The sequence below is a fragment of the Natronorubrum sulfidifaciens JCM 14089 genome (assembly GCF_000337735.1).
Classification (GTDB): domain Archaea; phylum Halobacteriota; class Halobacteria; order Halobacteriales; family Natrialbaceae; genus Natronorubrum; species Natronorubrum sulfidifaciens.
In genome coordinates, this window is record NZ_AOHX01000031.1 from 25964 (window position 1) to 46320 (window position 20357).

The window sequence follows — 20357 nt, forward strand, 5'->3', positions numbered from 1 at the left end:
AGCGTCCGATGTTTCAGGTCTCGCCGGTTGCAGTACACCTATCTAACAGTCCAGTGAGCATGGTACACACGACCGCTGTTGTTTCCCATGTCACCCCCCGAGCCACAGACACCAGCCGAGGAGCCGTCGACCGCCTTCGCCCCGGCGATCGATGCCCACACGCACCTGTTTCCGGAGCGACTCGCCGCCGCGATCCGTCGGTCGCTCAGTGATGAGGCCGGCTGGGAGTTCTCGAGTCCGACGACGCGACCGGGTATCGAGACTGTCCTCCGTGCGGCGGGCGTCGAAGCCTATGTCGCCCTTCCGTACGCGCACAAGGCCGGAATCGCCCGCGAGTTAAACGACTGGCTGCTCGCACACGCCGCCGACTCCGACATGATGTATCCGTTCGCGACGGTCCATCCCGACGACGAGGCGGTCGGTGAAATCGCCAGCGATGCGTTCGACGCGGGCGCTCGAGGCCTGAAAATTCACTGTCCCGTCCAGGAGTGTCGTCCCGCAGACTCGCGCCTCGAGCCAGCGCTCGAGGTCGCGGCGGCGTACGATCGGCCGATCACCTATCACGGCGGGACGGCACCGATGTTCGAGGGCACCGAGTTCGTCGGTGCGGACGCCTTTGCCGAGGTGATCGACTCCTATCCCGACGTTCGGGTCTGTTGTGCGCACATGGGTACCTACGAGGTCGATCGGTTCCTCGCGTTCGCCCGCGAGTACGAGAACGTTTACCTCGATACGACGTTCGCGATGTCGACCTCGGCCGAGGAGACGATGGGGTTCGATCCCTCGACGATTACGGACGACACCCTTACCGAGCTCTCGGATTCCATTATGTACGGCTCGGACTTCCCGAACATTCCCTACCCCTACCGAAACGAACGGGCCGGGTTGCTGGCTCGTGATCTCCCTCGAGAGACGACTCGAGACCTCTTTGCGCGGACGGCCGCGGACTACCTCGGTCTCGACATCGAGGACGGCTTCGAGCTCCCAGTCTGACTGTTGGCTGACAGTCTCAGGACGCCTTCCAGATGAGCCCCTCGATATCGCCGGTGAGAACGGACTCCGCATCGCTGTTCGTACACTCGACATCAACGGTGACGGCGTAGCGGTCGCCCTGTTCGTCGACGGTGTCGAACGTCCACAGACAGGTAATCTGCTCGCCGGTGTAGACCGGACGGCGGAACTGGAACGTCATCTCCGTTGCGAGGACCTCGAGGTCGCCGCCGATCTTCGTCGGCAGCGTCGCGGTCAGCAGACCGTGGACCAGCAGTCGACCATCCGAATCGGGTTCCGTGTGCTGGTCCTGCCTGTCGCCCGACAGCGCGGCGAACCGTTCGACGTCGTCGGTCGTGAACGTTCGTTCGAACGTGTGTGTCTCGTCTACGGTTGGCTCTTCCATGCTAGCTGCCTTCGAAGATGCGTTTGATCTCCGTGTTGTCGACGATCGGTTCGCCCTCGTCGATACTGGTGACGATCTCACCGCGTTCGATCACGTATCCGCGGTCGGCGATCTCGCCCGCATGGCGGACGTTCGACTCCGCGACGACGATCGAGATCCCGAGGTCTTTGATGCGTTCGACACCCTCACGGAAGCGTTCTCGTACCGATGGCGCAAGCCCCTCGAACGGCTCATCGAGTAACACGATGTCCGGGTCCGACGCGAGCGCCCGACCAACCGTGACCATCTTCTGTTCGCCGCCGCTTAACTGGCCCGCGGGCCGATCTAAGAACTCCTCCATCTCCGGGAAGATGTCGAGAATTTGCTCGCGACGCGTCTGGAACTCCTCGTCGCTGATCGAATCACTGCCCCAGGTCGACATCTGGATGTTGTCCTCGACGGTAAGCGTCGTGAACAGCCGTCGATCCTCCGGCGCGAACCCGATCCCGTGTTGAATCCGCGAACGCGAGGGCTGGTCCGTCAGATCGGTGCCCCGCACACGGATCGACCCGTTCTGAATCGACGTCTGCCCCATCACCGTCCGGAACGTCGTCGTCTTGCCGGCTCCGTTACGGCCGATCAGCGCGACCGTCTCGCCCGGCTCGATCCGGATCGAGACGTCCTCGAGGACGGTCGCCTTATCGAGTGTCACCGTGATGTCTTCGATCTCGAGCAGTGGCGCTTGGCTCATCTCAGACACCTCCCTCGAGGATGAACTGGTTGACTTCTTCTGAGTTCATCACGGCTGCCACATCGTCGTCGGCGAGCACGCGCCCTTCGTGGAGGGCGACGATCCGGTCGGAGTAGTCTCGGATGAGTTCCATGTCGTGTTCGATGAATATGAGGCCGATTTGCTGTTCGACCGCTGCCTCGGTGATCGTCTCCATGACGGCGTTTTTCTCGCGTGAGCCGACGCCGCTGGTCGGCTCGTCGAGGATCATGATCTCCGGCTCGAGTGCGAACGACATCGCCACGTCGAGGACCTTTCGGACGCCATGAGGGAGGTGTTCGGTGTGGTCGTCTGCGTGGGCCTCGAGGTTGAACAACTCGAGGAGCCGTTCCGTCTCGCTGACGGAGGCGCTGTCTCTATGTGTCGGCGTAAACAGGCGGTTGTTCTCCTGTTTTCGCGAGAGGACACTCGCTTGCATGTTCTCGAACACCGTCATCTCGTCGTAGATCTGTGGGATTTGAAACGAGCGGACGAGTCCTCGACGGACCCGCTTGTACTTCTGCAGGCCGGAGATGTCCTCGCCGTCGAAGATGATGGTGCCGTCGGTGAGTGGTAGCGCACCCGAGATGAGGTTCGTGAACGTGGTTTTGCCGGCCCCGTTGGGGCCGATGATGCCGACGATTTCGTCGTCGTAGAACTCGACGCTCACACCATCGACGGCGACGATGCTTCCGAAGTCTTTGCGAACGTTTTCGGTTTTGAGGATTGGTTCTGAACTCATTGTTCACCTCGCCGGTCGTTGAGTCGCTCTACAAGCGTCTTGGCACCGCCCCAGATGCCGTTTTCGCGCAGCGTCAGGACGACGATGAACAGCACGAGCCCCATCGTAAAGTGCCAGTACTCGGTGTACGACAGTGCCAACTCCTGCAGCAGGATGAACCCGCCGGCACCGACGACCGGGCCGAAGAAGGTCCCAATGCCGCCGAGTAGCGCCATGAAGACGATCTCGCCCGACATCGTCCAGTCGAGATACTCCGGCGTGATGTGGCCGATAAGGACGGCATACAGCGCGCCGCCGAGGCCGACGACCATCGCCGACAGGATCATCGAGTAGACGCGGTATCGAAGGACCGGCACGCCGGTCATCTCCGCTCGCGTTTCGTTCTCGCGGATCATCTTCAGCGTGAGCCCGAACGGTGACCGGAGCACGAACCAGAGCAGGACGATGGTCGCGGCCAGAGCCACCAACACGACGTGATAATAAAAGCCGAGCAGGTAGATCTGTGCCGGCAGCTCACTGATTGGAATCCCGAAGAAATCGGGTCGCGTGACGCCGATGCCGTCGGTGCCGCGCGTGAGACCACCGATGTCCCGGACGGCGAGGATGTATAGCAGCTGTGCCAGCGCCAGCGTCAACAGCGCGAAGTAGATTTCGTGGGTCTTGACGGTCAACACGCCGATGATCGCACCGACGAGTCCCGACACGACCATCGCAATCACCATCACCGCTACGAGGTCGGTGATGCCGACACGCCCCATCACGAGCACGACGGTGTACATGCCGGTGCCGAAAAACGCCGCGTGGCCGAACGACAACAGCCCCGTGTAGCCAAGGACGATGTTGAACCCCATCGCGGCGATGGCGAAACACATGATCCACGTCAGCAGTCGCGTGTGGTAGGCGTTGAGCGTCATCGCCGGGTACAGGGCGAGGACGACGAACACGACGATGCCCGCGAGCAGCCGCCTGTTCTGTAGCGTCTCCGCCAGCCCGACGTTCCCGAACGTCGGCAAGCGGGTGCTCATTCGACCACCCCCTCATCGCCGAACAGGCCTTCGGGTTTCGCGATGATGACGACTACCATGAGCGCGAAGACGATCGCTAACTCGATCGCCGGAACGTACGCGATCCCGAAACTGCGCACCATCCCGATGATGAGCGAGGCGACGACGACTCCCTTGAGGCTTCCGAGTCCGCCGATGACGATCACGGCGAACGAGAGCAACACGTACTCGAGTGTCACGGCCGGCGTGGCCACGGCAAACGGCACGAACAGGGCCCCACCGAGGGCGGCGATCGCGATCGAGAGGCTGAAGATCAACACGCGCACGCGAGTGACGTTAATTCCGAGCATCTGGACCATCTCGTAGTCCTCGGACATCGCCTGCGAGATCTTCCCGATCTTCGTCTTGACGAACATCAGGTAGAGGCCGACGGCACAGCAGACGGCGATCAGGATGACGAACGACCGATAGACCGAGACCGATGACCCGAGGAGGTCGATCGTTCCCAACTGTCTGGACGGGTTGGTTGCGGCGTCGACGCTGATCGGTGTGGCTCCCCAGAGGTATTTGATGATGTCATCGAGCATGAGGATGACACCGAACGTTGCTAGCAGCTGATACACCGGCTCGATCTCGTACAGCGGCGCGAACACCGTCTTATCGAGCGCCGCTGCCAGTACGAACACTGCCAGCGGAATCACGATGACGAGCACGAGCAGTAGCGCGACCATCGTCGTCGTAATGTCGCCGATGTTGTTCAGCGTCCAGACGGCGATGTACGCCCCCAACCCGTAGAACGCGGCGTGGGCCATGTTCAGCAGGTTGAGAATGCCGAACACGAGCGTCAACCCGACCGAGGCAAAAAACAACAGAGCTGCGAAGTAGAGCCCGTTGAACGTATGTCCCAGCACGAACGGCTGTCCCAGGAGTGTTTCTGGTATCATTGGTAGTCCTCCATTAGAGCGGCTCGATTTCCTCGACCCACTCCATCGTCGGGACGCCAGTGGGCGGGTTCACTTCCGTCGCGGCGATGAACTCGAAATCGGTCGTCAGCGGGTGGTCGACGGGGAAGTCGTGATCCTCCGTCGGCCGTCCGAAGACGGCAGGCGCGGCCGCCTGCGGGCCACGCATCGTGTGTTGACCGTGTGGCATCTCGACCGAGATGTCGTTCATCGCCGCCATGAGCTGGTCGCCAGTCGGCCAGTCGCCGATGATCGAAACGGCGCGTTCGACGCCCTCCTGCAGTGTCTTCAGGCCGGCCCAGTCGTGATACGCACCCCAGCCCGGATACTCTCCGTACCGGTCGTAGTAGTCGTCGACGAACTGCTGGTGGTCTTCATCCTCGTCGTAGCGGTAGGTGGGCTGGTAGCCGGCCCGCCCACCAAGCCAGACATTCTCTGGCATATCGCCGCCGAGAGAGCGAAGCAACGGCGCTCCGGTGTCCCCGATGAGTAGCGCTTCACCGACCTGATCGAACAGCCCACCATCGACGCCCTGCGAGACGAACGTCGCCGTATCTCCACCCCACAGACTCGAGAACAGGAGATCAGGCTCTTGGCTGGCGATCGCGCTCACGTGGGCGCTGTAGTCGGTCTCCCCAAGGTCGGGGTAGCGAGACTCGACGATGTCGATATCCGGCCTGACGTTCTCGAGCGCCGTCTCGAACATCTCCTGGTGGTCGTGGCCCCAGGCGTAGTCGGGATCGATCGTCACGACTGTCTCGATGTCGTCCATCTGTTCGACCATCCGGACGGCCCCGATCGCGCCCGAAGCGTTCGAGCCGGCCGTACGGACGACGTGGTCCATCTCCGGGTTCTCCTCGAACAGCTGGTACGTTCCGGGCATCGTCACCAGAAACGGCATCTGCTGGTCGTTTGCGGCCGGTGCGACCCCGAGTACGTGCGCACTCGAGATAATGCTAAAGAGCATGTCGACCTCGCCCTCCTGAGCGATCGCCTGAACGTCGCTGATGAGCGAGTCCAGACCGGCACCCTCGTCGAGTCGGTCAACGATCTCAATCTCGCGTTCGCCGAGCAGGCCACCCTCAGCGTTGATCTGGTCGACGAGCATATCGGTCGCGTTCATCGCCTGCTCGCCGTAGAACGCGGCCGGTCCGGATTCGAACAGGATCTGTGCGATCCGGAACGGTTCGTCCGGAATGCCCTCGATCGTCTCTTGGCCCAGATCCTCGTCTAAGAGTGCACAGCCGGCTGTCATGCTGACGCCCGACAGTGCTGCTGCCCCTTTCAGATACGTTCGGCGTGATAGTCGTGACTTTCTCATACTCCGTTTCCCCGCAGTTGCGTGTTAGTTACGTCGTTCATTGTACTGCCCTGTGTAGCTGTCCGCGTGTGGTATCCGCCGCAGCGAGTCCCCTACCGACCGCCGATCGCCGCTGTCCGCGCGGGTGGCGGTGGTTTCCACCCTCGAGTCCGCGGTGGAGTGGTCGTCGGACACCGCAGCGACGGCCGTCGGCACGCGGGCGTCGAACGGCTGGCGCTGGCTGTAGGCCGCCATCGAAGCGGTCGGAACGGTGCCTTAGCTGTCATCATGGGTTCGTTTTCGCGAGAGGACCGTGCGGTCGAATTCACAGACCAGCGGTTCGTCCGGGTCGTTGACTTTGAACACCTCGACGTGCATGGTGACGATGCCCCGCTCGCCGTCGCTGGTCTCTCGTTTCTCCGTCACGGTCGACTGGACACGGATCGTGTCGCCGTGAAAGACCGGCTCCGGATGCTCGACGTCGTCATACGAGAGATTGGCAACGATGGTGCCGTCAGTCGTCTCGGGAATCGTGAGACCGACCGCGAGCGACATCGTGTAGAGGCCGTTGACCAGCCGGTCGCCGAACGCCGTCTCGGACGCAAACGCCGCGTCGAGATGCAGCGGCTGCTGGTTCATCGTCATATCGCAGAACCGCTGGTTGTCGCTCTCGCTGATCGTCCGTCGCTTCTCGTGGGCGATCGTCTCGCCGGTTTCGAACTCCTCGTAGTACAGTCCGGTCATAAATATGTCTGTTATCTGGTTGTTCGTGCAGTTCGGGTTCAGAGGATCGTCCCGTGTTTCTTGTCCGGCAGGTCTTTCTCGACGGTCTCGTAGAACGCAAAGCGGGCCTCGAGTTCCTCTCGAAGCGAACTCGGCGGGACGATCTCGTCGATGACGACCTCACTGGCCATCCGGTGGACGTTGATATCCTCGCGGTACTCCTCGCGCAGTTGCTGTTCTTTTTCGGCGCGTTCGTCCGGATCGTCGATCGCGGCCAGCTTGTTCGCGTAGACGGCGTTGATCGCCGCCTCGGGGCCCATAATGGCGATCTCGCCGCTCGGGAGGCCGATCACGCTTTCCGGATCGTAGGCCGGCCCCGACATGGCGTAGATCCCCGCGCCGTAGGCCTTGCGGACGACGACGGACTGTTTGGGCACCGTCGCCGAGGACGTCGCATAGATCATCTTCTTGCCCTGCTCGAGAATGCCGTCTTTCTCGACCTGTGAGCCGGCCATGAAGCCGGGGGTGTCACACAGGTATAACAGTGGGATGTCGTAGGCGTCGCAGGTCCAGATGAACTCCGCGGCCTTCTCGGCGGCGTCGGGGAAGATCGCACCAGCGCGGTGGTTCGGCTGGTTCGCGACGATTCCGATCGGTCGGCCGTCGATGCGGGCGAACGACGTGATGATCTCCGGGCCGTACTCCGGGCGGAGCTCGAGTGTCGAGCCGGCGTCGACGATGCGCTCGATGACGTCGTTCATGTCGTAGCCACGGTTCGGTTCCTGTGGGACGACGGAATCGATCCCTTCGGGTGGCCGTGCGGGAGCCGTCCCCTCCGTCTGCGGTGGCTCCTCGTCGGCGTTGTCCGGCAGGTAGCCGATGAGCTTCGCGACGAGTTCGCGGGCGTGTTCCTCGTCTTCTGCGATCAGGTCCGCGCTACCCGAATGCCGGGCGTGGACGTCCGGACCACCGAGATCCTGCAGATCGATTTCTTCGCCGGTGACCATCTCGACCATCCGCGGGGAGGCGATCGCCATCGCCGAAACGTCCCGAACCATGACCGTGAAGTCGGCGAACACCGGCGTATAGGCGGCCCCGGCGATACAGGGGCCGTAGAGCACGCAGATCTGTGGCACGCGGCCCGACAGCATCGAGTGGTTGTAGTAGTACTTCCCGATACCCTCGCGGTTCGCGAAAAAGCCCGACTGTTGGTCGATTCGGCCGCCGGAGGAGTCCATCAGATAGAGGACTGGGCGACCGGTCTTCAGCGCGCGCTGTTGCATCCGGAGGAACTTCTCGACGCCTTTGTCAGCCATCGACCCCGCCTTGACGGTGAAGTCGTTGGCCATGAAATGCAGGTCTCGGCCTTCGAACTCGGCTGCGCCGGTGATGAGCCCGTCGGCGGGCAGTCGGTCGTCCGACTCCGGATCGCTGTTCTGACCGCTCGGATGCCACGCGTCGAAGTTGGCGAACTTGCCGTCTTCGAACGACAGGCCGTCCTCGCCAAACCAGAGGTCGAGTCGGTCGCGAACGAACAGCTTCCCCTGATCGGAGAGGCGCTCGCGGTACTTCTCGGGGCCGCCCTCGAGGATGTCGTCGATCTCGGCTTGCAGTGTCTCCTCTCGAGCGGTCGGCTCGAGTGGCTCTGCGTTGCCGCCGTCGCCGGCAGCCGCGTCGGGTGTCGTCGCGCCAGCGCTCACCTCGGGCGAGGCACTCGCGAGGAGGTCCTCGCCCCGTTCGGCGTACAGCTCGACGTCCTCGCCGAAGTGCGAGGCGAGTGCCTTCGCGATCGCCTGTGCTTCCTGCTCGGTTGCCGTCGTGTTGATTTGCAGTTCCATCGTTACTCTAAGACGACCAGTGGGTCGCCCATATCAACTGTGTCACCGTCCGTCACAGGAACGTCCGCGACGGTGCCGGCGGCCGGTGCCACCACGTCGTTTTCCATCTTCATCGCCTCGAGGACACAGACGACCTCGCCCTGTGCGACTTGTTCGCCGGGGGAGACGTTCACGGAGAGCACAGTGCCCTGCATCTCGGCCGTGATCGCGTCGCTCGCCGTGACTTGCCCGCCACCGGCGCTGCCGGTGCTCGAGGCCGTCGATCCAGTCGTGGAGCCGCCCGCGTCGGCACCACCGTTACTGGCTGCCCGCGAGACGTCCCCAGTGACGGCGACGTCGAATCGCTGTCCCTCGACCTCGACGACGAGGTCGTTCGTCGAGTCGCTGCCGGCCACATCGTCGTCGTCGACGGCCGTACTCCAGCGTTCAACGGCGGCTGCGAGGTCATCGTTGCTGACCGTCTCGTCAAGATAATTCGTCGTGTGTGCGCCCGCGCGGAACGTCTCGTCGTCGAGCATCAGCCGGTGAAACGGCACTGTCGTCTCGACGCCGACGTCGAAGTGGGACAGTGCTCGTCGGGAGCGCTCGAGACAGCGTGCTCGCGTCGGTGCGCGGACGATCAGTTTCGCGATCATCGAGTCGTAGTCGCCGGCGATCACGTCGCCTTTCTCGATGGCGTCGTCGATCCGGACGCCGAGGCCGCCCGGTGGGTTGTAGGTCGAAAGCGTGCCCGGCGTCGGCGCGAACCCGTTCGCGGGGTTCTCGGCGTTGATCCGAAACTCCATCGCGTGGCCGTCGATCTCGATGTCGTCTTGCGTGTACGGGAGTTCTTCACCGGCCGCGATGCGGAGCTGTTCGCGGACGATGTCGATGCCCGTTACCTCTTCGCTGACGGTGTGCTCGACCTGAATCCGCGTGTTGACTTCCATGAAATAGAACTCCCCGTCTTCCACGAGAAACTCAACCGTGCCCGCGTTCGTGTAGTCGGCCTCGCGGACGCCCCGACGGGCCGCGTTGCCGATCGCCTCACGAAGCCCCGAATCGAGGGCCGGGCTCGGCGCTTCCTCGATCACCTTCTGGTGGCGACGCTGGAGCGAGCAGTCTCGCTCACCGAGATGCAACGCCGTGTCGTGTTCGTCAGCGAGGATCTGCACTTCGACGTGTTTTGGGGCCTCGAGGAACTTCTCGACGTAGACTGAGTCGTTGTCGAAGTAGGCCTCGCCTTCGCGTTTGGCGCTCTCGAAGGCGTCTTCGACCTCGTCGGCGCTGCGGACGATCTTCATGCCACGGCCGCCACCGCCGCCTTCGGCCTTGATGGCGATCGGGTAGCCGAACTCGTCGCCCAACTCGCGCACCTCGGCGGCTGACTCGACGGGGTCGGTCGTCCCCGGCACGACCGGGACGTCCGCGTTTTGCATGATCTGCCGGGCGTTGGTCTTCTCGCCTAAGGCCGTCATGGCGTCGCTCGAGGGACCGACCCAGGTGATCCCCTCGGCTGATTCGACCTGGCTGGCGAACTCGGCGTTTTCCGCGAGGAAGCCGTAGCCGGGGTGGATCGCGTCGGCTCCGGCGCGGTTGGCGACCTCGATGATCGTCTCGCCGTCGAGATAGGACTCGCTCGCCGGCGCGGGGCCGATGTTGTACGCTTCGTCAGCGTAGGCGACGTGGCCGGCGTCTCGGTCGGCGTCGCTGTAGACGGCGACCGTTGCGATACCGAGTTCTTCACAGGCGCTCATGACGCGGACGGCGATTTCGCCGCGGTTGGCGACCAGTAGTTTCTCGAACATGATCAGTAGGATTTGGGGAAGCCGAGCTGTTGGCCGATGTGGTTGTATGCCATCTGCTGGGAGACGGGCGCGAGTCGCGTGAGATTGATCTCGCGCCACCATCGTTCGACGTCGTACTCCGTGGCGTACCCCCAGCCGCCGAAGGCCTGCATCGAGTGTTTGACCGCCTCGATGCCGGCGTCGACGGCCGTCGCCTTCGCGACGTTGGTCTCGTAGCCACAGTCTTCGCCCTGATCGTAGAGCCAGGCGGCCTTCTCGCGCATGAGCGCCGCTGTCTCCATTTTCGCGTAGGCTTCCGTGATCGGGAACGAGACGGCCTGATGGGTGCCGATCGGTGCGCCGAAGATCTCGCGGTCGTTGGCGTACTGGATCGCCGCGTTCGAGGCGAGTTTGCCGATTCCGGTGCCGGCGGCCGCGAAGCCGATTCGCTCGGGGTTGAGCATGTCGACCAGGACCCACCAGCCGTCGCCTTCCTCGCCAAGCAGGTTTTCCTCGGGCACGCGGACGTTCTCGAAGAAGACCTCACACGACTTCGAGTAGTTCATCGCGTGTTTCGAGATCGGCGAGACGTCGATGTTCGGATCGTCCATATCGACGACAAAGAGGCTGATCCCGTCGGTGCCGCGGTCGACGTCCTCTCGAGGGGTCGTCCGCGTGACGAGGATCATGTTGTCGGCCCGATCCGCGAACGTGATCCACGCCTTCTTGCCGTTGAGCACGTACTCGTCGCCATCTTTTTCGGCTCGAGTGGCGACGTTGAGCGTGTTCGTCCCCGCCTCGGGCTCGGTGATCCCGATCGAGAAGTTGCGCGCGCCGGTTGCGATGTCGGGCAGGTAGCGTTCTTTCTGTTCCTCGGTGCCGTTCTCGCGGATGCCCACGGCGGCCATCCCGGCGGTCAACACCAGATACCACGTGCCGGCCATGCCACACCCCTCGGCACAGAGGGTTTCCATCGCCAGTCCCATCTCCTGCATTCCCATGCCCGCGCCGTCGTACTCCTCGGGGACGAGCAGGCCGTGGAAGCCGGCCTCGCCGAGTTCGTTCCAGAATCCCGTGGAGAACTCGCCGTTTTCTTCCTTCTCGCGCCAGTGTTCCGGTCCGTACTGCTCGGCGATCTCCGCCGCTGTCTGGCGGATCATCGACCGTTCGTGTGTGTCTTCGAAGTTCATCGGTAGGTTCGTATCGTCTCGCGTCCGGGACATCCCGGATGCTGCTGTCGCGTCGTTCGATCGCTCTACTCGAGGCTGCGCCGAGGTCGATCAGGCCGCCTCGGCTTCCTCTTCGACCTCGTCTTGGAGCTCCGTCCGGCGGATCTTCCCGGTGACCGTCTTGGGCAGTTCGTCACGGAACTCGATCTCGCGGGGGTACTCGTGGGCCGAGAGTTCGTCTCGCACGTGGGCTTTGACCTCCTCTTTGAGGTCGGCGGAGGTCGTCGTCCCCTCGCTGGGCACGATGTAGGCTTTCACGATGTTGCCCCGCTCGCGGTGGGGTTTGGGCACGACGGCGGCCTCGGCGACGGCCTCGTGCTCGCCCAGCGAGCTTTCGACCTCGAAGGGGCCGATCCGGTAGCCCGACGAGAGGATGACGTCGTCGGCCCGGCCTTCGAACCAGAGGTAGCCGTCCTCGTCTTTGTGGGCGAGGTCGCCCGAGAGATACCACTCGCCGTCGGGACCGTCGACGAAGCACTCGGCGGTCTTTTCGGGTTTCTGCCAGTACTCCGCGAAGAAGCAGGGGTAGTCCCCGCGCTGGGCGATCTCGCCCGTCTGACCGGGCTCGAGCACTTCACCCGTCTCCGGATCGACGATGTCAGCCTCGACACCGGGCAGCGGCTTGCCCATCGAACCCGGCCGCACGTCCATCGTCGGGTAGTTGTTGATGATCATGTTGCCCGTCTCGGTCTGCCCGTAGGTGTCGTGGATCGTCACACCGAGGGTTTCCTCGCCCCACTCGACGACGCCCGCCGAGAGCGGTTCGCCGATCGATAAGGCGTGACGCAGGTCGAGCGAGACGTCCTCGAGGACTTCCTCGTGTTCGCGCAACATTCGGTAGGCCGTCGGCACCGAGAACAACACCGTGATGGGGAACTCATCGAGGAGGTCGGCCCACGTTCCGGGGTCGAACTCACCTTCGTAGGTGAACAGGGCGGTGCCCCAGAACCAGGCCCCGAGCGTGTTGATCGGGCCGGTCAGCCAGCCCAGGTCGCCGGTCGACCAGTAGCAGTCGCCCTCCTGCAGGTCGACAGCATACTTTTGAGTGGCGGCGACGCCGGTGACCCACCGGTGTTTGTGGCGAACGCCTTTCGCCAGCCCGGTCGTCCCGCTGGTGTAGTAGAGCAAGGCGTCGTCCTCGCCGCCCGTCTGGGCTGGCTCGTACTCACGGCTCGCATCTTCCATCTCGCTATGGTAGCTTGCGTCGCCGCGTCGAATGCCCGTCCCGTCGTCGCTGACGACGATGACGTGTTCGACCGAGGGGGCATCCTCGAGGGCTTGTTCGACGGTGTCGCGGTTGTCGGCGGTGGTGACGATCGCTTTCGCGTCACAGTCGGCAAGCCGGTAGGAGATGCCGTCGGGGCCAAAGCGCTCGTTGATGCCGCCGAAGACGGCCCCGCGTTTGAGCGTCCCCACCAGCGCGACGTAGTGTTCGGGGATTCGGGGCATGTAGGAGAAGACCCGATCGCCCTGTTCGATGCCGAGGTCCTCGAGGACGTTCGCGAACTGGCTCGTCTGGTTCGCCAGCTCCCAGAACGTCAGCGTCGTCAGCTCCCCGTCCTCGCTGACCTGATAGAGGGCGACTTTCTCCTTGTTCTCGGCGTGTCGATCACAGACTTCGTGTGCGATGTTCAGTTCACCCGGTGCGTCCCAGTCGGCTGCGTCGTAGAGGTCGTCCCAACTGAATTCCTCGCGAACCTGCTCGTACTCTGGAAGATTGTGGCTCGATGGCATACACCACTGCTGGACCCACTCTCCGTAATAACTGCACCGGATACTTTCAAAACTGATGAGTGAAATAGAAACGATCGTTTCGTTCCGGTTCGGTCAGTACCCCGACGCCTGCTTGCGTAAACACTTTCGTAAACACCTGTTGGGACGAATAGCGGGTGCACACGCACTACATTCGACTCGGAAAACAGCAGCTGGACTCCGTGTCACTGCATCGACTCACTCCCGTCGTCGCTCGAGCGTTCGCAACCGCTCGAGTCGTGTCTCGGTCGCCGGATGGGTCTGCGGTCGCCACGCGAGCAGGCGACGAACGCGTGTCGTTACCGGGGCAATGACGTGTTCCCGGAGCCAGCTGCTGACGACGATGACGGCTCGGTCCACGGCGTCCGGCTCCGTGAATTCGGGTGACAGCTTTGGGGTCCATCGGTCGACCCAGTGGTCGCCCTCGTCGTCCGCACGCGTCTCGAGTGTCAGCGGTTGGGCGACGATCCCGAGCGTTGCACTGGCGTCGATCCGTACGTCCCGTGTCGGGCGTTCGTCCTCGAGCGTCTCGAGGGCGGCCGCTAACGCAGCCGGCTCGCCGGTGAGTTGGACTGCCCCGCGGTCGGCGGCGTGTTCGCGAGCCTTCGAGAACAGGCCGAGCGTGATCGCGTTCACGCCGAGTAAGCCCCTCGCGACGGCGCTCCAGACGAGATAGAGCGATCCGAGCACCAGAAGCGGAACTGCGAGGACGATGATCCCGATACCGGTGAAAACGGCCAGCCACAGGGTGGCCCAGAGCACCCGTCGGAGTCGGCGCTCGCGCTCGAGCAGCCGATCGCCGATCGCGACGGTCGCGGCGACGGCGGTGACGACCGGCAGGTCGCGGTTTGCGATGTGGGCGACCTCGTGTGCAAGCGCCGCGTCGAGTTCGTCGTCATCGAGGGCCTCGAGCAGCCCCGTCGTCACGACGATCGTCGGCGACCGTTGGCTGCCGACGGTCAGACAGCCCGGCTCGGCCCGGTCGGCGACGGCAACCGAGGGGTGCGCCACGTCAGCCTGTGTTGCCAGCCGGCGGACTCGCCCGTCGATATTTCGCGGGCCGTCCCCCGCAGTGTCGTCGACCTCGAGCCCGGAGACAACGGCTCGGGTGCCGTATCTCGCTTGCAGGGCGACGAGGCCGACTGCACCGACGAGGAGCGTGCCAATCGTCAGCGGAAGGCTGCTCTCGGGTTGTAGTGGGTGGCCGCTTGCGGCCAGCGCGTGGGAGACGCTCCACGCGAGGACGGCAATCAGGAGACCGTTGACGCCGACTACGAGCGCCAGCGCGCCGACGATTCGTGCCTGAAGCCGTCGATCCGGTGTGAGTGGCACACTGTCGTTTTGGTGCCACGCTCGCAACAGTGTTTTGGACAGTTCAGCTCTGTGAACTGCCCACAGCAGGGATCACAACAGCTCATCCAACTCGCTGTCGAACCCGAACTCGGCCCACGAGCCGCGGATGGCGGCCCGAAGCGTGGGCGGGTACGACTCGGCGAGTGAGACCCGCGGCGCGATGTACGCTTCGTCCCAGCGCGGGTCCCACGTCGCGTCGATGTAGAGGCGAGCGCCGGTTCCCTCCCGGCTGTACGTCGGGAGGCGGGCAACCGGCGCGTCCGAGCCGCTGAACAGCCAGTCTCGAGCGGGATGGGCTTTGACCCAAATGTCGCCGAGGACCTGCCCGAGGTCGCGCGGGCTGGCGTGTTCGTCGACGAGCACGACCGTATCGAAACAGTCGGCAAAGGAAAACAGGAAGTTCGACAGCTGCCACTCGAAGCCGGCGTACAGGACCTCTGTCGAGACGACACAGATCCCGAGACGACCCGCCGCCGGCAACAACAGCCACTCGACGGGCGAGACACCCCAGTAGCTGTTGACCCGATCGTAGAGTCGTGCTGCAAGCGCGAGGCTGACGAGTTGCAGATCGTCGGTCAGTGGCACGCCAAGCGGCGTAAACGGAACGACGGCATCATCACGGGTGAACACGCTCGAGACCTCGAGTGTCAGCGTCGTTCCCTCGAGGAGGTGCTCCCAGAACGCCCGCTTTTCCGACCGCGTGTCGGGCTGTTTGTCGGCAATTTCGGCCTCGAGGACGACCTCGGACGAACTCGGGACGACGCCGCCAGTGGTCGGGATCACTGGCACCGTCGAGCCGACGCGGCGGTCCTCGATCGGTGTCGAGAGCCGGTCGGTAATCGTCAAAAACTGCGTCGCCGCGAGCGCCTCGGCTGGGACGCCGAGTGCGATTGACACCGTCGCCCCGCGTTCGAATCGGTCGGTGATCGTCTCGGGGATACGCGCTCGAATCGTATTGCTGTCGATGACCGTCCCGTGAAGCGGCGTCCAGTACGTGCCCTCGTCGGTCCCGACTGAGAGGACCCCGAGCGTCACGTGGGGCCAGGTCTCGCCCGGCGGCGTCGGAAAGCCGAGGTCTCGAACGGTTCGATCCGTGGTGGTCGCCGCCCGTTCGACGTAGGTGACGTCTCGCTCGTCGACCCGCTTGCCGAGTGTCGCGATCTTCTCGAGGACGTCGACGTACGCGGGATCTCGGTCGACGCCGAGGCCGATCCCGAGCCGTGTCCACGGGTATCGCGTCTGACGGCGCAGTTGGTCGACGCCGCCGTAGACGCCGCTGACGAGGTCGATGCGGCCGTCAGCCGTCCCCAATCGCACTGCGGGGCCGTCGGCCCGAAGCGCCTCGCTGGCGATGACCTGTGGCGACGGCGAGTCGGGTCGCTCGAGCGAACAGCAGTCGCCGGTTTTCCGCAGGAACTCGAGGTGGGTTCGAAACGCCGTCATTGGCTCGAGTCGATCGTGTGTGATGGTTCGAATGCCGATTCGGGAACCCCGGCTTGGCTGAGCAGGTTCCGGGCCTGCTCGCGGGCGTCCCGATCGCCGATCGATTGGGCTGGTCGTGTGCCGTCGGCACAGGCGTCGATGTACGCTTTCGCCGTCTTCGTCTTCGAGGTACCGACGGCTGCACTGCCCTTCTCGTCGGGCGTCTGGTAGATGTTCAGTGGCACTTTCGGCATGCGCTCGACGCCGAACTGGTGGAAGTCCGTGTCGGGATCGGCGTGGAGAGCGATCGCTTCGACGACCGCACGTGGATTCAGCGGGTTGACGTCGCTGTCGACGAAGACGAAAAAGTCGATGTGGAGCATTCCCCAGGTGGTGAAAATGAAGTTGGCGAGTTCGTGTAACGCGCCGGGGTAGGGCTTCTCGGTCGCGATGATCCACACTGTTCGCGAGGTAAAGGGCCACGGAACGGCCATCTCGACGTCGAAGCCGGCTGCTCGTAATCCCAGCGTGGCGTCCGGCCCGCCCGCCGCGGCCGCGAACGTGCTCGTCGAGTTCTCCCCGTAGCCGACGCCGCTTCCTTCGACACAGAACGGGACGTAGGGCTGCTTGCGGTGGGTAATCGCATCGACCTCGAGTACGGGCATCGAGCGCCGGGGGCCGTTCATGTAGCCGAAGTAGTCGCCGAAGGGTCCCTCATCGAGGCGTTCGTCCGGCATCACGCGGCCCTCGATGACGATCTCGGCCGACGCGGGCACGGCGAGGTCGTTCGTCTCACACTCGACAAGCTCGACTGGCGACTCCCGCAGCCCCCCCGCAAAGGAGACCTCGCTTCGCCCGACGGGAATCCACACCTCGGCGGTGGCCTCAATGGCTGGCCCGGCACCGATCGTCAGGGCGACGGGCATCGGCTCGTCGTTGCGTTCGTACTCGAAGTAGTAACGGTTTGGCACCTGCTCGCCCGCCAAAAAGAGCAGACTCGCCTGTGAGTCGTCGTGGATCATCGCCCGGTGGCGCGACCAGCTGCCCCACTCGCTGTCGGGGTCGGGAGCAACGAGCGTCGAAAGCGTCGCATACCGGCCGCCGTCGCCCTGATGGATGTACGGCCACGGAAACTCGAGCAGGCTCGCCGCTGTACCCGTTCGAACGACCTCCTTGCAGGGGGCCTCGTCGTTGGGGATGACCGCCGGCTCGATGGGGTCGTGTAGCCGTTCGATCATCCCTTCGTAGTAGGCTGGCCCGGGATCGACTGGCAGGTCGAACGCGCGTGCAAACCACTCCCACGGCCGACGCTGGGGGCCACGGTAGGGATCTCCCACGAGTCGAGCGGCCGTCTCTCCACACTGCGATTGGACCGACTCGAAGACCGGAATCCGATCGTCCGTCTCGTTTGCCAGCATCGTGATGGCGCTCGCCTCGAGATCCCACGAGACGTCGTCGGTAATCGTCGTCAGTGCGTCCGCGTCCGCGAGACAGTCGAGAAACTCCCGAAATGATGTGACAGCCATCCGTTATTCGGTTTCGAGTACCTCTTGAAGCGGGTCTGTCTCGAACTCGGCTTTACAGTCGGCGTAGGTCTCGAGCAGCGACGGGTGTTCCTCGGCGAGACCGGCAAACAGGAGCGCTCGAGCCGCGTCTGCCATCGAGTCGTACTCCCCGACGTCGGCGAGATAGCCCAACAGGACGTTCAGATCGCTCGAGCGCGTGTTGACGATGTTCGAGCGCTCCTGTTGGTCCTCGAGGAGTCGCTCGAGTCGGTCTTCGACGTCCTCCGTTTCGTCGACGAACTCGATATACCACTGTTCTTTCGTGGTTTCGTGTGGGCCTTTGACGACCGACAGCGGTTCCGGCTGCTCGAGCTGTCCGGGATCTTTCGCAACGCGCGCTCGAGAGTGAAAGATCTCTTTCGTCTCGGCGTCGCGAACCTGCAACACCGTCTCCGTGCCCGGGGCGTTCGGCAGGTGTTTCTCGGCAGTGATGTATGTGTTTGACATTGCCTTGCGTACGGAACTCGTTTGGAGTGGGCGCTGCGACGACGGCTCGGATGTGCTAGTATCCCAACACTCGATGCAGGGAGTATAATGTTTTTGCACGCCGGGGTGTTCGCTGCGGGCTGGACGACTCGGTCGTCGACCGTCCGGCTGTCAGCGCCCTCCACAGACCGACTCCTGTCGGTCAGTGCCGGGACACCCGCGACGCGTGGGGCCCACCGGGCGAGCTGGATCGCGGACCGTCTCAGTGCTCGAGTCGGAACCGAACGGTCGGTTTGCCATCGAACTGGGGCCCGCGGCCTCGCCGTTCGAAGCCGAGCGCTTCGGCGGCATCCGCAACCGCCCCCGTCTCCGGAGAGACCAGCACTTCGACGGCCATCGACTCGCGCTCGGCGAATCGGACCGGCTCGCCGAGCAGTCGCTCGCACGCCTCGTCGGTTCCACCGAGCTGTGTCACGTGCACGGTATCGTCTCTGGCGTCGAAGCTGATGAATCCCAGTAGATCCTCGGGATCGGAGCCGTTGTACTGTGGGCCGGCGATATCGGCGTTCGGATCGTGGGTGCCGTCCTCGGCGACGCGCACCGTCCGATCGTGGACCAGATTTCGCATCACGTCGGTCGGCGAGTCGGCGATCGACGCCAGCGCGTCTGCGTCTGCCTCGAGAGCGTCCCGTACGTTCATTTGCGTGTGGTAATGCTACGCACGAACATAAATCCGCCCGCCGGTTGGTGCCGATGCGATGGGACACAGTTATCTGCTCGCTCTGGTAACGGTGTGGCATATGAGCGAAGTTATCGTCATTCGAGCGGCGGATGAGGTGGCAGTATGCGCGTTGTAGCCAAATTCGGCGGCACGAGTCTCGGCAGCGGTGACCGAATTAATCGTGCTGCGGACTCGATCGCAGCCGCCGTCGAGGACGGCCACGAGATCGCTGTCGTCGCCAGCGCGATGGGATCGACCACGGACGACCTCTTAGACGACATCACCTTCGAGACTGACGACGCCGACCGCGCCCAGATCGTCAGCATGGGTGAGCGAACGTCCGTCCGGATGCTCAAGGCCGCGCTGTCGGCTCGTGGCATCGACGCGACCTTCCTCGAGCCCGGCAAAGACGGCTGGCCCGTCATCACCGACGAGTTCGGCGAAGTCGACGTCGAGGAGACACAGAAACGCGCCCTCGAGGTCGCTGACGACTTAGAGGACACCGTGCCAGTGCTCACCGGCTTCCTCGCGGAAGGCGTCGACGGCTCGATCACGACGCTGGGTCGTGGTGGCTCCGACACCACGGCCGTCATGATGGGCAAATACATGGACGCCGACGAGGTCGTCATCGTCACCGACGTCGAAGGCGTTATGACCGGCGACCCGAACGTCGTCGAAGGCGCGCGCAACGTCGGCGAGATCTCCGTCGACGAGCTGCGGAACCTCTCGTTCCGCGGTGCCGAAGTCGTCGCCCCTTCCGCGCTGTCGTACAAAGACGGCGGCCTCAACGTCCGCGTCGTTCACTACCAGCACGGTGACCTGCTCTCCGGTGGGACGAGCATCGAAGGCGAGTTCAAGAACCTCGTCGACCTGCGCGAAAAGCCCCTCGCCTGCCTGACGGTTGCCGGCCGCGCGATCCGCAACCAGCCCGGCGTCTTCCATCACCTCTCGGAGTCGCTTTCGGAAAACGACATCAACATCGACGCTGTCGCCAGCGGGATGGACACGGTCACGTTCTATATCGACGAAGACGAGGCCGAACGCGCCGAGAACATCCTCCACCGCGAGGTCATCGCCCGGGACGAACTCTCGAGTGTGACCGTCGACTCGCCGATCGCCGTCGTCCGCGTTACCGGCGGCGAACTCCCGAACCAGCCGGGGATCATCAGTGAGATCGTCAACCCGCTCGCTGAGGCCCGGATTCACCTCCAGGACATCATCACGAGCGCGACCAGCGTCGCGCTGTTCGTCGAGTGGGACGACCGTGAAGATACCCTCGAGCTGACCCAGGACCTCTTCTAATACTGTCGGACAGAACGACGTGACGATCGGTCGCAAATTCGCGACCGACGTCGTATTGACTGCTGTCAGACAGTATAACCACCGACCATCGGCGGTTTCGACGGCCGA

The 20357-nt window shown here is 63.7% G+C and carries 19 protein-coding genes; 2 read left to right on the forward strand and 17 right to left on the reverse strand.

Annotated elements, in window-relative coordinates:
* The first annotated feature begins 87 nt into the window (after positions 1-87).
* Positions 88-993, forward strand: coding sequence for an amidohydrolase family protein (locus C495_RS07410; RefSeq protein ID WP_008161523.1), 906 nt, complete (start codon positions 88-90; stop codon positions 991-993).
* A 16-nt stretch (positions 994-1009) separates the two neighbouring features.
* On the opposite strand, the gene C495_RS07415 is transcribed toward C495_RS07410, so the two are convergent.
* From C495_RS07415 to C495_RS07495, 17 genes are all read right to left on the reverse strand, one after another.
* On the reverse strand, positions 1010-1396 hold the full coding sequence (locus tag C495_RS07415) for a hotdog family protein (RefSeq protein ID WP_008161525.1): 387 nt from the start codon (positions 1394-1396) through the stop codon (positions 1010-1012).
* Between the two features lies 1 nt (position 1397).
* A complete protein-coding gene (locus tag C495_RS07420; RefSeq protein ID WP_008161527.1) occupies positions 1398-2126 on the reverse strand; it encodes an ABC transporter ATP-binding protein in 729 nt (242 codons plus the stop codon).
* A gap of 1 nt (position 2127) precedes the next feature.
* Complete coding sequence (locus tag C495_RS07425; protein WP_008161529.1) at positions 2128-2886, reverse strand: ABC transporter ATP-binding protein; 759 nt, start codon at positions 2884-2886, stop codon at positions 2128-2130.
* Complete coding sequence (locus C495_RS07430) at positions 2883-3911, reverse strand: branched-chain amino acid ABC transporter permease (RefSeq protein WP_008161532.1); 1029 nt, start codon at positions 3909-3911, stop codon at positions 2883-2885. Before C495_RS07430 ends, C495_RS07425 begins: the two co-directional genes overlap by 4 nt.
* On the reverse strand, positions 3908-4834 hold the full coding sequence (locus C495_RS07435; protein ID WP_008161534.1) for a branched-chain amino acid ABC transporter permease: 927 nt from the start codon (positions 4832-4834) through the stop codon (positions 3908-3910). The genes C495_RS07430 and C495_RS07435 overlap by 4 nt, the downstream gene beginning before the upstream one ends.
* A 13-nt stretch (positions 4835-4847) precedes the next feature.
* Positions 4848-6173: an ABC transporter substrate-binding protein gene (locus C495_RS07440; RefSeq protein ID WP_241430594.1), complete on the reverse strand. Its 1326-nt coding sequence runs from the start codon at positions 6171-6173 to the stop codon at positions 4848-4850.
* 24 nt (positions 6174-6197) lie between these two features.
* Positions 6198-6407 carry a hypothetical protein gene (locus C495_RS07445; RefSeq protein WP_008161538.1) on the reverse strand — a complete coding sequence of 70 codons (210 nt, stop codon included), beginning with the start codon at positions 6405-6407 and terminating at the stop codon, positions 6198-6200.
* Positions 6408-6428: 21 nt separating this feature from the next.
* The gene (locus C495_RS07450; protein WP_008161540.1) at positions 6429-6896 is read right to left on the reverse strand and encodes a MaoC family dehydratase; all 468 of its coding nucleotides are present in this window, start codon (positions 6894-6896) and stop codon (positions 6429-6431) included.
* Between the two features lie 38 nt (positions 6897-6934).
* Positions 6935-8713, reverse strand: coding sequence for an acyl-CoA carboxylase subunit beta (locus C495_RS07455; protein ID WP_008161543.1), 1779 nt, complete (start codon positions 8711-8713; stop codon positions 6935-6937).
* Positions 8714-8715: 2 nt separating this feature from the next.
* Complete coding sequence (locus C495_RS07460; protein ID WP_008161545.1) at positions 8716-10500, reverse strand: acetyl/propionyl/methylcrotonyl-CoA carboxylase subunit alpha; 1785 nt, start codon at positions 10498-10500, stop codon at positions 8716-8718.
* Positions 10501-10502: 2 nt separating this feature from the next.
* Positions 10503-11669 (reverse strand): acyl-CoA dehydrogenase family protein, encoded by a 1167-nt coding sequence (locus tag C495_RS07465; protein WP_008161546.1) that lies wholly within the window; start codon positions 11667-11669, stop codon positions 10503-10505.
* Between the two features lie 90 nt (positions 11670-11759).
* Positions 11760-13442 carry an acyl-CoA synthetase gene (locus C495_RS07470; RefSeq protein WP_008161548.1) on the reverse strand — a complete coding sequence of 561 codons (1683 nt, stop codon included), beginning with the start codon at positions 13440-13442 and terminating at the stop codon, positions 11760-11762.
* A 216-nt stretch (positions 13443-13658) separates the two neighbouring features.
* Entirely contained in the window at positions 13659-14792 is a 1134-nt protein-coding gene (locus C495_RS07475) for a M56 family metallopeptidase (RefSeq protein ID WP_008161550.1), read from the reverse strand.
* Between the two features lie 72 nt (positions 14793-14864).
* A complete protein-coding gene (locus tag C495_RS07480) occupies positions 14865-16256 on the reverse strand; it encodes a UbiD family decarboxylase (RefSeq protein ID WP_008161552.1) in 1392 nt (463 codons plus the stop codon).
* Entirely contained in the window at positions 16253-17761 is a 1509-nt protein-coding gene (locus C495_RS07485; protein WP_008161555.1) for a UbiD family decarboxylase, read from the reverse strand. Before C495_RS07485 ends, C495_RS07480 begins: the two co-directional genes overlap by 4 nt.
* Before the next feature lie 3 nt (positions 17762-17764).
* Positions 17765-18247, reverse strand: coding sequence for a hypothetical protein (locus tag C495_RS07490; RefSeq protein ID WP_008161557.1), 483 nt, complete (start codon positions 18245-18247; stop codon positions 17765-17767).
* A gap of 241 nt (positions 18248-18488) precedes the next feature.
* Entirely contained in the window at positions 18489-18926 is a 438-nt protein-coding gene (locus C495_RS07495) for a hypothetical protein (RefSeq protein ID WP_008161560.1), read from the reverse strand.
* 144 nt (positions 18927-19070) lie between these two features.
* Between C495_RS07495 and C495_RS07500 the strand changes: the two genes are divergently transcribed.
* Entirely contained in the window at positions 19071-20249 is a 1179-nt protein-coding gene (locus C495_RS07500) for an aspartate kinase (RefSeq protein ID WP_008161562.1), read from the forward strand.
* Positions 20250-20357: the final 108 nt, after the last annotated feature.

Bases quoted from the DNA above. Each gene is read 5' to 3' on its own strand.
- C495_RS07490 (WP_008161557.1), bottom strand. From the start codon at position 18,247: ATGTCAAACACATACATCACTGCCGAGAAACACCTGCCGAACGCCCCG.
- C495_RS07430 (WP_008161532.1), bottom strand. From the start codon at position 3,911: ATGAGCACCCGCTTGCCGACGTTCGGGAACGTCGGGCTGGCGGAGACG.
- C495_RS07450 (WP_008161540.1), bottom strand. From the start codon at position 6,896: ATGACCGGACTGTACTACGAGGAGTTCGAAACCGGCGAGACGATCGCC.
- C495_RS07440 (WP_241430594.1), bottom strand. From the start codon at position 6,173: ATGAGAAAGTCACGACTATCACGCCGAACGTATCTGAAAGGGGCAGCA.
- C495_RS07415 (WP_008161525.1), bottom strand. From the start codon at position 1,396: ATGGAAGAGCCAACCGTAGACGAGACACACACGTTCGAACGAACGTTC.
- C495_RS07435 (WP_008161534.1), bottom strand. From the start codon at position 4,834: ATGATACCAGAAACACTCCTGGGACAGCCGTTCGTGCTGGGACATACG.
- C495_RS07495 (WP_008161560.1), bottom strand. From the start codon at position 18,926: ATGAACGTACGGGACGCTCTCGAGGCAGACGCAGACGCGCTGGCGTCG.
- C495_RS07485 (WP_008161555.1), bottom strand. From the start codon at position 17,761: ATGGCTGTCACATCATTTCGGGAGTTTCTCGACTGTCTCGCGGACGCG.
- C495_RS07425 (WP_008161529.1), bottom strand. From the start codon at position 2,886: ATGAGTTCAGAACCAATCCTCAAAACCGAAAACGTTCGCAAAGACTTC.
- C495_RS07480 (WP_008161552.1), bottom strand. From the start codon at position 16,256: ATGACGGCGTTTCGAACCCACCTCGAGTTCCTGCGGAAAACCGGCGAC.
- C495_RS07410 (WP_008161523.1), top strand. From the start codon at position 88: ATGTCACCCCCCGAGCCACAGACACCAGCCGAGGAGCCGTCGACCGCC.
- C495_RS07470 (WP_008161548.1), bottom strand. From the start codon at position 13,442: ATGCCATCGAGCCACAATCTTCCAGAGTACGAGCAGGTTCGCGAGGAA.
- C495_RS07465 (WP_008161546.1), bottom strand. From the start codon at position 11,669: ATGAACTTCGAAGACACACACGAACGGTCGATGATCCGCCAGACAGCG.
- C495_RS07445 (WP_008161538.1), bottom strand. From the start codon at position 6,407: ATGGCGGCCTACAGCCAGCGCCAGCCGTTCGACGCCCGCGTGCCGACG.
- C495_RS07500 (WP_008161562.1), top strand. From the start codon at position 19,071: ATGCGCGTTGTAGCCAAATTCGGCGGCACGAGTCTCGGCAGCGGTGAC.
- C495_RS07455 (WP_008161543.1), bottom strand. From the start codon at position 8,713: ATGGAACTGCAAATCAACACGACGGCAACCGAGCAGGAAGCACAGGCG.
- C495_RS07420 (WP_008161527.1), bottom strand. From the start codon at position 2,126: ATGAGCCAAGCGCCACTGCTCGAGATCGAAGACATCACGGTGACACTC.
- C495_RS07460 (WP_008161545.1), bottom strand. From the start codon at position 10,500: ATGTTCGAGAAACTACTGGTCGCCAACCGCGGCGAAATCGCCGTCCGC.